The organism is Maribacter algicola (assembly GCF_003933245.1).
GTDB classification, from domain to species: Bacteria; Bacteroidota; Bacteroidia; order Flavobacteriales; family Flavobacteriaceae; genus Maribacter; species Maribacter algicola.
The window spans coordinates 1,908,145-1,920,412 of sequence record NZ_QUSX01000001.1 but is presented as its reverse complement, the minus strand read 5'-3'; the positions used below and the strand labels follow the sequence as shown (position 1 = coordinate 1,920,412).

The window sequence follows — 12,268 nt, the reverse complement described above, 5'->3', positions numbered from 1 at the left end:
AATGAAATATTACATCATTGCAGGGGAGGCCTCAGGAGACTTGCACGGCTCCAATTTGATAAAAGCACTTAGGGAGGTAGATCCAAGTGCCCAGGTGCGATGTTGGGGCGGGGACTTAATGAAGCAGGCCGGTGGTACACTTGTAAAACACTACAAAGAAATGGCCTTTATGGGTTTTCTTGAAGTGTTAATGAACCTACATACCATTTTCAGAAACATTGCTTTTTGCAAAAAAGACATTGAAAGTTTTAATCCGGATAGTATCGTTTTTATTGATTATTCCGGTTTTAACCTACGGATTGCCAAATGGGCCAAGGAAAAAGGTTACAAAACAAATTACTATATTTCACCACAAATATGGGCCTCTAGGGAAGGAAGAATCAAAAAGATAAAAAGGGATATTGATACCATGCACGTCATACTTCCCTTTGAGAAGGAGTTTTATGAAAAGAAACATCACTACCCCGTAAATTTTGTAGGCCACCCATTGATCGATGCCATTTCCAATCGCCCAGAGGTAAAAGAACCTGTTTTTAGGGAAAAATTTAAAATCGATCCACATAAACCCATTATAGCCTTACTACCGGGCAGCAGGAAACAGGAAGTACAAAAAATGCTTTCTCTAATGTTATCCATTACAAAGGACTTTCCCGACTATGAATTCGTAATTGCCGGGGCACCCAGTTTAGAATCCCAATTTTATGAACCCTATTTAAAAGGCAACAATGTAAAAATGGTCAAAAACCAGACATACAACCTCTTGTCCATCTCCCATGCCGCCTTGGTTACAAGTGGGACGGCTACATTGGAAACAGCTCTTTTTGGAGTCCCACAGGTTGTTTGCTATAAAGCCAATTGGATTTCCTACCAAATTGCAAAAAGGATCATTACCTTGAAATATATTTCCTTGGTGAACCTCATCATGAAGAAGGAAGTTGTTACCGAGTTGATACAGAACGATTTAAACACCAATCGACTGAAAAAGGAATTGCAGGCCATCCTAGCCGGAACGAAAAGGGAAGAAATCCAAAAGGATTATAGGCTACTAAGACAACAATTGGGGGGAATAGGTGCCAGTAAAAATACGGCACTGTCAATAGTGGCTATGACCAATTCCTAGTACAAACCGGACCATTACAAAATAATTCTATAATTTTGATGTTCAAGTAAAAGAGGCTACTTGAAATCCATGCGCTATTTTTCCATATTTCTACTCGTTTTTTTATTGACCAGTTGTGGTAGTTCCAAAAAAAAGGGAACCCTAACAGAACGTACCATATCAGTTGCCGCAGCTGATAAGGTCCGAAGGGGCGCCAGCCGGATTGATCTAAATGATTCCCCCAATGATTCCTACCCTATTGAAGTACCAAAAAGCAATGCTTCAAAGGCCGATAATATTATAAATACCGCATTGACATTTTCAGGCGTGCGCTACAAATATGGCGGTACCACCAGAAAGGGAATGGATTGCTCCGGACTTTTATATGTGTCCTTCAGCGAACATGACGTGGAGCTTCCTAGAACCTCCAGTCGCATGGCAGAGAGAGGAAAAAGAATCCGGGTCAAGGACATTGAAAAAGGAGACCTTCTCTTTTTTAAGACAACCAGAGGTTCTAAACGTATCAACCATGTAGGTATGGTAGTAACGGTAGAGGAGGATGAAATTAAATTCATTCATGCTTCTACCTCAAGGGGCGTAACCATTTCCTCATTACGGGACGGTTTTTGGAACCAGGCCTTTGTAAAAGCCACCAGAATATTATAGTGGGTAGCCTTCAATGAGGTTATTCTTGGACAGTGCGAAGTGTCCAACAAAAATAAATGTTTAACTTTCAATAAGTTAATTAAAAGGGAACATGTGAAATTATTGGCGTTTGTCCCAATTAAGGGTACGCTATTGCTTACATTGGGCATTTTATTGGGATACTTTTTTAAAATACCCATTGGTCTTTGCCTAGGTCTATTATTAGCAAGCTTGGCAACCTTGGGGTATGTATTCATTCGTAAGGACTACAAAAGCCAAAAGTTTGATAGTACGGCAGGTGCTACTGTCATTATCTTAGGGATATTTACCTACCTCCAAAATCAGCCTATTCAGTACGATCATCATTTTAGTAAAATTGCCAAATCAGAGTCTGCCTTAATTCGAATTAAAATACGGGATGTGCTTAAGCCCAATGCCTTTTCCCAAAACTACCTGGCATCGGTTTTAACGGTAGATGACAAGAAGACCGTTGGTAAAATCCTTGTAAATCAGCCTAGAGATAGTGCTTCCAATACTCTTATGGTTGACCAAGAACTGTTTGTACAAACAAGGGTATCGGAAATAAAACCGCCCGTAAATCCGCATCAGTTTGACTTTAAAGGATACATGGGGCATTTAGGGGTGCATCATTCCATGAAGTTGTCGGGCGATAACTTTATCAGCTTGCCAAATCCATCAAGGACCTTCCTCGGTTATGCCCAACAAATACGAACCAATATCATAGAAACCTTGGAGCAAAAGGAATTTGGAGCCGAGCAACTTTCCATCATACAGGCCTTGCTTTTGGGCGAACGTACCAATATTTCCGAGGAAACATATTCCAATTATATCGATGCCGGAGCCGTACACATTTTGGCGGTCTCCGGACTCCATATAGGAATCCTATTGCTTTTAATACAATTTCTGTTAAAACCATTGCATCGCATCCCTTTCGGTAAAAAAATAGGTTTGTTCCTAACGGTGTTTTTACTTTGGGCGTTCGCATTTATTGCGGGACTTTCACCTTCCATCATCCGGGCCTGTGCCATGTTTACCTTTGTAGCATACGCCATGTACCTAAACAGACCTTCGAACAGTTTTAATATTTTGGCTTTATCCATGTTCTTTATATTATTGGTAATCAATCCAAATTTATTGTTCCAGGTTGGCTTTCAAATGAGCTATGCAGCCGTCTTCGCCATTGTTTGGATCTATCCCCTATTACAGCGCTGGTGGTATCCAAAGAATAAGGTTTTACGTTATGTTTGGCAACTGTTATCCGTTAGTATTGCTGCACAACTAGGCGTTTTGCCGATAAGCTTGTTTTATTTTCATCAATTTCCTGGATTATTCTTTATTTCAAATTTATTGATCGTTCCTTTTTTGGGACTGATTTTGGGAATGGGCATAGGCATTATTCTATTATCCCTATTGGACATTGCTCCAACGCCATTGATTTCGCTTTACAATAAAATTATCGGGTTTATGAACCAAATAATAGGTTGGATAGCCCGCCAGGAGGCTTTTGTTTTTAAATCCATTTCCTTCGATGACGTGCAATTGCTCCTTGGTTACCTTCTTATTGGTTCCCTTATTTATGGGTTCTCCAAAACGAACTTTAAGCGTGTTATGCTCTTTTTGGGTCTTCTTCTGATGTTCCAATTGTACACGGTGTATCAAGAATTTGAATCGCGTGGAAAGAAGGAAACTATCATATTGCATCAAATAAAAAACTCTGTAGTGTTTGATAGAAATGGCAATAAACTGGATGTACTGACTCCGGATACAACAAGTGCGAAAAGCTGGGTAGATAGTTATGGCGTACAAGAACGCATCGAACAAACGAAATACCTTCTCCTGAAAAACAGCTATATGTTGAAAGGGAGGACTTTTCAAGTTGTCGATAGTTCTGGAATTTATATGCCTAAGGATTCCCAAACCATATTTCTAATTGTGGAATCCCCGAAGATAAATCTGGAACGGTTCATTCTTGAAACCAAACCACATGAAATCATTGCAGATGGAAGCAATTTCCCAAGTTTTATCGAATCCTGGAAAGCGACCTGTGAAAAATACGATATCCCATTCCACTATACAGGTGAAATGGGATATTACGCTTTTGATATTGAATAGGTTTAATTTACATCGCCCATCCATTTTTTGATAAAGGGTCCGGCAACCAAGAAAATAATTCCGGCCCCAACGGAAACCCAAACGACGTTCAAGAAAATATTCGGCATTTCAAGGACATTTTCAGGATCAAAATTACCGCCTATCAATCCGGCAATTAAATTGCCCAGGGCCGCCCCAACAAACCAAATTCCCATCATTTGGCCCAAGTATTTGGCTGGGGACAATTTGCTTGTTGCACTCAGTCCAACGGGACTAATGGTCAGCTCCCCAATGGAATGCAGAAAATACGTGAGAATCAAAGCGAACATACCCGCCTTTGTACCACTTGCAGCAACATTGGCGGCACCTACCATCACCCAGAAACCGGCACCTAATAAAATAAGTCCAAGAGCGAACTTTAAGGGCGTTCTTATATTTATATTTCTGGCTGCCAGTTTTACCCATAGTGCCCCTATGATGGGTGCAAAAATTATAATAAAGGCGGAGTTCACGGATTGCAACATCCCCGCTGGCATTTCCCAACCTCCTATAAACCTATCTGTAAAATCTCTTGCAAATAAATTCAAGGAAGAAGCCGCCTGTTCAAAACCGGACCAAAATATAGCTATCCCTACAAAAAGTATAAAAATAACCCCCACCTGTTTCTTCTCGATAATGTTCAAACCCCCATTGAACAAAATGTTTATGAAGTAACCCATGGTTATCAAAACGATGATTAGACCAAGTGCCTGTGCAATGCCCGTAGCTGTTGTCACATCAATATAACCTAAGAACTGCAACAGAAAAAGGGAAATCAAAACAATTGCAATAATGAAAATCGTTATTGAAGAATTGGAGGACGTTTTTTCTTCACCGGCACTTTTAACTTTAGGTTCTACCCCAATTTCGGCGAGATATTTTGGGGAGTACACCTTAAAGGCAATCAAACCAAAAAGCATTCCAACCGCTGCCAGACCAAAGCCAAGATGCCAATTATATTCTGCCAATAAAGGCACAAAAATTTGACCCAAGAAGGATCCCAAATTTATTCCCATATAAAATATGGAGAAGCCTGCATCCCTTTTTGCACCACTGTCCTTTGAATATAATTCTCCAACTAGGGTGCTTATATTTCCTTTCAACAATCCGGTTCCCAAGGCAACAAAAGCCAATCCTGTAAAAAATATTATTGGAGAACCTGGAATGGCCAGAACTAGATGGCCAATCATGATTAGGACACCTCCGTAGAACACGGCTTTCTTTTGTCCGAATATATTATCGGCCAACCATCCACCAGGTAATGTCATCAAATACACAGAGGCAGTATAAAGACCGTAAACAGCACCCGCCGTTTCGGTGGTCAAGCCCAAGCCTTCAAATGCCACGTCAGTAGTCATAAAAAGAATCAATATGGCACGCATGCCATAATAGCTGAAACGTTCCCACATTTCTGCGGTGAACAGTACGTACAATCCTTTTGGATGTTTAAAGCTACCCTCGCTAGGTTTTGAAGTAATTTCCATAAATCTTGGTTTGGTTTATTGGTTTCTTATAAGTTTTCCTTTACAAAATTGGTCATTTTGTTGAATAGATGAATTCGGGTATTTCCGCCGTATATACCGTGGTTCTTGTCTGGATAAATGGCCCACTCAAATTGCTTATTGGCCTGCACCAGCGCTTCTATCATTCGCATGGTGTTCTGCACATGAACGTTGTCATCCCCTGAGCCATGGATCAACAAGAAATCCCCTTTCAGCAATTCAGGATAATTAAAGGGTGAGTTGTCATCATATCCGCTAGGATTCTCATTCGGTGTACGCATAAAGCGTTCTGTATAGATTGTATCATAAAATCGCCAAGAAGTCACCGGTGCTACGGCTATGGCCATCTCAAAGGTATCGTTTCCTTTAAGCAGCGAGTTTGTGGCCATATGGCCTCCAAAGCTCCATCCCCAAATGCCCGTTCTGTTTTCATCAATGTAGGGTCTCTCACTTAATTTTTTGGCCGCTGCTATTTGATCTTCGGTCTCATACTTTACCAAATTCAAATACGTGGATTTTTTAAAATCCCTGCCTTTGTAACCCGTACCCCTGCCGTCTACACAGGCAACTATATAACCATCGGCAACTAGGACCTGATGCCAATAATCCCTGGCATTGTACCATGTATTGTTCACACTTTGGGAACCCGGGCCACTATATTGGTACATCAACAAGGGATATTTTTTGGATGCGTCAAAATCCTGGGGCTTTATGATATACATATTTAAATCATTCCCGTTGATATTGATGGTGGAAAACTCTTTTGGATTGATGATGTATCCTTCCAATTTCTTCAAAAGCCCTGTATTGTCCTTTATATCCTTAAGCTTTTTACCAGTTAAAGCCTTATGCAGGGTGTAGACGGGGGGTGTGGTAGCGTTGGAGAATGTGTTGATGAAGTAACTGAAGTCCGCACTGAAGGAAGCATTATTGGTCCCATCGGCCACTGCCAAATTCCTCTTATTTTTGCCACTGCTCTCCACACTATAAACACCCCGATTTATTGAGCCATTTTCCGTAGATTGATAATACACCTTATCCTCATTTTGATCATATCCATAATAGCGGGTAACCTCCCAATTCCCTTTGGTGATTTGGTTCATCAGTTCCCCATCGGAATTGTAAAGATATATATGGTTCCAACCGTCCTTCTCGCTCGTCCAAATAAAACTATCGTCCGCCAAAAAAGTAAGGTCGTCCGTAATATCCACATATGCATCGTCCGTCTCCTGCAACAATAACCTAACAGTTTTTGTATCGGCATTTACCTCCTGCAATCGCAAATCGTTTTGGTGTCTGTTGATGGTCTGTACACTTAAATAATTTGGGTTGTTCATCCATTTTATCCGAGGGATATAATAAGGATTGCCCAAATCAACCATGGAAATTGTTCCGCTTGCAACATCCAACAAATGAAGGCTCACAATGGCATTGTCCTCTCCCGCCTTTGGATATTTGAATACATTTTGGGAAGGATATTTTTCGGTACCGTACATATCCATTGAAAATTCCGGCACCTTAGTCTCATCGAATCTTAAAAATGCGATCTTGGTTCCGTTACTGTTCCATTCAAAGGCCCGTACGAACGCGAATTCTTCCTCATAGACCCAATCCGTAATACCATTGATAATTTCATTCTTTTTGCCGTCCTTGGTGATTTGTTGGGTGTTCCCTGTCATCAGTTCCATCATATAAAGGTTGTTATCCCTCACATAGGCCACCTTTTCACCGTTGGGCGACAAGGCAGGTTCCTGAATTTTATCATTGCCAATTTTGGTTAACTTCTTGGAAGCGAGATCAAACACATAAAAAACACCCAGGGTAGACCTCCTAAAAATGGATTCTACTTCAGTTGCCAACAAGACCTTGGACTCATCGTTACTAAATTCATAGGAGGAAAAGTTTTCAACTTCCTCCAAGTCCGCCGAAGAAACTATGGTCTCCACCTTTTCCAAGGTCTTATAATCGTACTTGTCTATGGTAGATATTCCAGTATTTCGGTCAAAGTTTAAAACGGTGTATTGTTTCCCATTGTTCATGGAACGAAGCACATCAAGACCCTGAGTACTGAATGTTCCCGAATAAATCTCCTCTACAGTAACCTTTTTTTGTTGGGCAAGAATCGCCGTTTGAAAACCAATCAAGCATAGTGCTAGAATGTAAAATTTTCGCATGAAATGATGAAATTTGTTAAATCCTCCAAGTTTACCACTAATTATCTAAAAAACCTCGGATTCCATTCAAAAAGACCTCATTTTTAACGCTGCTTTCACTTTCGTTTGCATTAGGGCCAATATCATTATCTTTACCCTTGAAACGACTATTTTCAGGCTGTTTTCAAATTTTGAAAGTTAGCCGTATTACCCAAGAAACCCTAAAAAATGATGAAGCCCATTGCCGGTTTTTCCAAGCTATCCAAATCAGAAAAAATTGAATGGATCGCCACCAACTACACACAAAACCCCCAACAATCAAAAAAAATCCTGGAATCGTACTGGAATACGGATTCCCAATTGCAACAGCTACATGACGAGTTTATAGAAAATACGATCAGTAATTTTTATATGCCGATGGGAATAGCACCTAATTTTTTGATCAATGATAGGCTTTATGCTATCCCAATGGCCATTGAGGAAAGTTCCGTAGTTGCAGCTGCAAGTAAAGCGGCCAAATTTTGGGAAGGCCGTGGAGGTTTTAGGACAACAGTCCTGGGTACGGAAAAAGTGGGCCAGGTACATTTCATGTACCACGGGAGTGCGTCCAAACTATTGGATTTCTTCAACAATATAAAAACAACGTTGTTGTCCGAAGCAGAACATTTGACCCAAAGCATGCAAAAGCGAGGAGGTGGAATCAATGACATTGTTCTAAAGGACAAAACTAGCAAGCTTCCTAATTACTATCAACTGCATTGTACGTTTGAGACCAAAGATGCCATGGGCGCAAACTTTATCAATAGTTGTTTGGAACAGTTAGCCGAAACCCTTAAAAAAGAGGCACTGGCAAACCCTTATTTTTCCGATGAAGAAAAACAATTGGAAGTAGTAATGAGTATTCTTTCCAACTATGTTCCCAGTTGTCTGGTCAAGGCCGAAGTAAACTGTCCTATTGATCAATTGAACCTTTCCAACGACATAGCACCCAAGGATTTCGCCGAAAAAATGGTACGGGCCGTAGAAATTGCCACAGTGGAGCCTTACAGGGCTGTTACCCATAACAAGGGTATCATGAACGGTATCGATGCGGTGGTACTGGCCACAGGAAACGATTTTAGGGCCATTGAGGCCGGGGCACATGCCTATGCATCAAAAAATGGTGTATATAGCAGTCTTACACATGCCAAAATCGATGGAGATATATTCACATTTTGGATTGAGATTCCTCTTGCAGTGGGCACCGTGGGCGGACTCACAAAGCTACATCCTTTGGTGAAACTCAATCTAGAAATATTGCAGAATCCATCGGCCGTTGAGTTAATGCAAATAATGGCCGTGGCGGGTCTTGCACAGAACTTTGCGGCGGTAAGCTCTTTGGTTACTACGGGCATCCAAAAGGGGCACATGAAAATGCACCTAATGAATATTTTGAATCAACATGCCGCTACGGAACAAGAGAAAGCAACCCTCATTGAACACTTTAAGACCCATACGGTTACCCATAGGGGGGTCTTGAACGCACTTGAAAACCTTAGAAAATAGATGATCAAGGAGTTTTACAGCAACGGAAAATTGTTACTTACGGGCGAATATGCTATTTTGGATGGCGCTAAAGGACTTGCTATACCTACCAAATTTGGGCAATATTTATCTGTGAAAAATTCAACTACGGGTCAAATCAATTGGCAAAGCCTTACCGAAAAAAATACCCCCTGGTTTACGGCAGACCTATCCTTAAAAGATTTACAAATCCTTGCCACCTCCGATGTGAAATCGGCAGAGCGCTTGGTTAGCGTTTTAAGGGAAGCCAAAGCTTTGAATCCTTCCTTTTTGGATGCTTGCGATGGCGTTTTTGTCGACACTAAATTGACCTTCCCAAAAGATTGGGGCTTGGGATCTTCATCCACGCTTGTCAATAATATGGCAAACTGGGCCAAAGTGAACCCCTTTGAACTTTTAGGAGCCACTTTTGGCGGCAGTGGATATGACATTGCCTGTGCCCAAAACGATACTCCCATTGTTTATCAAAAAAAGGAAGGCAATCCTCAGGTAGAAAAGGTGCCTTTTGACCCACTGTTTAAAGACCGACTTTTCTTTATCTACTTGAACAAAAAACAAAATAGCAGGGAGGCTATTAAGGCATATCGTCAATTAAATATTGATAAAAAAGAGCTTATTGCCCAAATAAACGGTCTTACCACTCAACTTATAGCAGCGAAAGATCTTGGAACATTTGAAACTGTAATAAATACGCATGAGCATTTACTTTCCAAAACCTTAAAAGTCGAAACGATTAAAAACCAACTTTTTCCCGACTATCAAGGCTGTATCAAAAGTCTAGGAGCCTGGGGCGGTGACTTTATATTGGCAACTGGAGGGCAAGAGGAAATGGACTACTTCAGCAAAAAGGGATATACCACTGTAATTCCATATTTCAAAATAATCCTATAAAAAAGGCCCTCCGTTGGGAGGGCCTATTGATATTATTTTTAAAAAGTTTTAGTAGAAAGTAGCTCTTTTGTCCTCAATTTCTGAAGACTCCTTAAGCGCGTTGTAAACTTCGGAATTCACCCTGTTGGCCGCGTTGGTCTTCAAGGTGTTCGCATACGTAGCATAATTGTCCAATTTAGGGGCCTCGGTTTTCTTGGTTACCTCAATTTTAAAAATACCTGTGTTCCCTTCCAAAAGACCTGAAGTTTCGCCTTCTTTCATTCCGTAGGCAGTACCCACGATTACCGGTTCGCTACCCGCACCAGGAATGGTAGGCGACTTTACGGTTAGGGCACTTGCCGTTGAAACCGTGGTATTGTTGTCCGAAGCAATGGCATTCATGTCCTTACCCTGGTTAGCGGCCATGATTTGCGCTGCTTTTCTTTCTTTTCTAATAATTGGAAGTACGATGGCCGAAGCATCTTCCGCGCTCATAAGCCCTTCCCTATAGATTCCGGTCAGTTGCACTACGGCATAGCCATCGTTTATATTAAAACGCTTAATATCGCCAACCTCTGTATCCTCGTTGAATGCCCATTGAACTATTACTCGCTGTGATCCAAGCCCTGGAAGGTTTTCGTCCAATTGTTTTATTTTATTGACCGGCCTAACCAGATACTCGCTTTTTTGGGCGATTTCAGTAAAGGAACCTTCATCCTCAATGGTTTCCATTTCAAATTTTGTGGCATCCGTAAAAAGCTTGTTGGTTGTTTCTTCGGAAGCAACGATTTCCCTTGCCAAAGTGGCTATTTGCACCAAATCTTCCTTGTCATCTACTTTGATAACGTGAAAACCAAAATCGGTCTCAACCATCCCAATCGTTCCAACATCATTACCAAAGGCAAAATCATTGAAAGCCGGCACCATTGTTCCCTGTTGGAAATATCCCAAATCACCTCCATTTGGTGCGGACGGACCATCAGAGTTATCCCTTGCCAATTCGGCAAATACTACACCGGATTTCTTCGCTTCGGCCAATAATCTGCTTGCTTCCTTTTCTGCTTCTTCCTTCGTTCTAGTTACCTCTGGATTGGCCCTGGTGGCACCTTCATAGGCAATCAATATATGACTTGCCTTTACGGAACCATTAGGCCTTCTTCCCATCATTTTGGAAACTTTATAAGAGCCTGCATCTTTATAAGGACCATAAATTTCACCAACGTTCAAAGTCATTAAGGTATCTGCAACACTAGAGGGCAGGTTCTTTTTGGCCTTATATATGGTATCGAACTTAACATCTGAATGTCTATCAAGAAAAGCTTCCATATCCTCTGTGTTCCTGAAGCCGGCTATGGTGTCATTCCTATCGGTCTGTGAATTATATTCAATGGTATCATCCAACAATTTGGTTATTTCGTCATTTATGGCCATATCATCCGCCTCAGAGGGCTTCTCGCTAAAATAGACGAACTGGATATCACGTGCAGGATCCTGTTTAAAATCATCCTTGTGTTTGTTGACATAGTCGGAAATCTCACTTTTGGTGACGGTTATGGTACTATCCGGAATTGAAGCATAGGGTACCCTTACATACTTAATATCCATTTTCTCATTGGCCAGTTTATAATCAAACTCACCTTCTTTCAATGTAGCTCCCACTCCGGCCTTGATCAAATCAAAATAGGTCTGTTCCTTGGCCATTTGAACTATTTCATTTTCGGTCTGCAACCAAAAATCATATTGGGCAGGATTGTTGTTCTTCCAATCCAAAACCGTGGACCGAAACCTATTTGGGTCGAATACCCCATTTTCATTCTGAAATTCAGGGTTTTGGGCATAGCCTGTAGTTCTTAGAAAATCGACAATTTGATCTTGCTCTATACCGATGCCCAAATTCTCAAATTGCTCTTCCAAGATACTTCTTCTAACTTCTTGATCCCAAACTTGGTTCATAGTCTGCATGGAAGAAACAGTAGGCCCCATCCTTTGAGCGGCGGTCTCTACCCTTTGCCTGAACTCATCGATGGAAATTTCCTTGCCATTAATTTCGGCTACGGAAGATCCCACTTTGCCCCCAGCTCCAAAATTGCTACTTGTAAATACCCCTGAAATCACAAAGGCAAAAAGTGCCAGACCAATAATCAGTATTAATACCGTGGTCCGTTTTCTAATATTTTCTAAAACTGCCATCCTATCGAATCAAAAAATTAAAATCAGTTGGCGAAATTACCATTTTTAATTGAAATAATAAAAACTATAATAGTGGGTAAAATGCGGTAGGGTGG

General features: G+C 41.1%; 8 protein-coding genes. 5 read left to right on the top strand and 3 right to left on the bottom strand.

What is annotated here, in order from left to right; translation table 11 throughout:
- The first annotated feature begins 1 nt into the window (after position 1).
- From lpxB to DZC72_RS08095, 3 genes are all read left to right on the top strand, one after another.
- Positions 2-1,120, top strand: coding sequence for a lipid-A-disaccharide synthase (lpxB, locus tag DZC72_RS08105; RefSeq protein ID WP_125222329.1), 1,119 nt, complete (start codon positions 2-4; stop codon positions 1,118-1,120).
- A 69-nt stretch (positions 1,121-1,189) separates the two neighbouring features.
- Positions 1,190-1,765 (top strand): C40 family peptidase, encoded by a 576-nt coding sequence (locus DZC72_RS08100; RefSeq protein WP_125222328.1) that lies wholly within the window; start codon positions 1,190-1,192, stop codon positions 1,763-1,765.
- 93 nt (positions 1,766-1,858) lie between these two features.
- Positions 1,859-3,877 carry a ComEC/Rec2 family competence protein gene (locus tag DZC72_RS08095; RefSeq protein ID WP_125222327.1) on the top strand — a complete coding sequence of 673 codons (2,019 nt, stop codon included), beginning with the start codon at positions 1,859-1,861 and terminating at the stop codon, positions 3,875-3,877.
- 2 nt (positions 3,878-3,879) lie between these two features.
- Here the strand turns inward: DZC72_RS08095 and DZC72_RS08090 are convergent, their stop codons facing one another.
- Positions 3,880-5,379: a peptide MFS transporter gene (locus DZC72_RS08090; RefSeq protein WP_125222326.1), complete on the bottom strand. Its 1,500-nt coding sequence runs from the start codon at positions 5,377-5,379 to the stop codon at positions 3,880-3,882.
- Between the two features lie 26 nt (positions 5,380-5,405).
- Positions 5,406-7,571 (bottom strand): S9 family peptidase, encoded by a 2,166-nt coding sequence (locus tag DZC72_RS08085; RefSeq protein WP_125222325.1) that lies wholly within the window; start codon positions 7,569-7,571, stop codon positions 5,406-5,408.
- Positions 7,572-7,778: 207 nt separating this feature from the next.
- Between DZC72_RS08085 and DZC72_RS08080 the strand changes: the two genes are divergently transcribed.
- Positions 7,779-9,095 (top strand): hydroxymethylglutaryl-CoA reductase, degradative, encoded by a 1,317-nt coding sequence (locus DZC72_RS08080; RefSeq protein WP_125222324.1) that lies wholly within the window; start codon positions 7,779-7,781, stop codon positions 9,093-9,095.
- A complete protein-coding gene (locus tag DZC72_RS08075; protein ID WP_125222323.1) occupies positions 9,096-10,004 on the top strand; it encodes a GYDIA family GHMP kinase in 909 nt (302 codons plus the stop codon). It begins immediately after the preceding gene.
- Positions 10,005-10,052: 48 nt separating this feature from the next.
- Here DZC72_RS08075 and DZC72_RS08070 read toward each other — a convergent pair whose 3' ends face one another.
- Positions 10,053-12,173 (bottom strand): peptidylprolyl isomerase, encoded by a 2,121-nt coding sequence (locus tag DZC72_RS08070; RefSeq protein WP_125222322.1) that lies wholly within the window; start codon positions 12,171-12,173, stop codon positions 10,053-10,055.
- Between the last annotated feature and the right edge of the window lie 95 nt (positions 12,174-12,268).

Bases quoted from the DNA above. Each gene is read 5' to 3' on its own strand.
- lpxB (WP_125222329.1), top strand. From the start codon at position 2: ATGAAATATTACATCATTGCAGGGGAGGCCTCAGGAGACTTGCACGGC.
- DZC72_RS08100 (WP_125222328.1), top strand. From the start codon at position 1,190: ATGCGCTATTTTTCCATATTTCTACTCGTTTTTTTATTGACCAGTTGT.
- DZC72_RS08090 (WP_125222326.1), bottom strand. From the start codon at position 5,379: ATGGAAATTACTTCAAAACCTAGCGAGGGTAGCTTTAAACATCCAAAA.
- DZC72_RS08085 (WP_125222325.1), bottom strand. From the start codon at position 7,571: ATGCGAAAATTTTACATTCTAGCACTATGCTTGATTGGTTTTCAAACG.
- DZC72_RS08080 (WP_125222324.1), top strand. From the start codon at position 7,779: ATGATGAAGCCCATTGCCGGTTTTTCCAAGCTATCCAAATCAGAAAAA.
- DZC72_RS08075 (WP_125222323.1), top strand. From the start codon at position 9,096: ATGATCAAGGAGTTTTACAGCAACGGAAAATTGTTACTTACGGGCGAA.
- DZC72_RS08070 (WP_125222322.1), bottom strand. From the start codon at position 12,173: ATGGCAGTTTTAGAAAATATTAGAAAACGGACCACGGTATTAATACTG.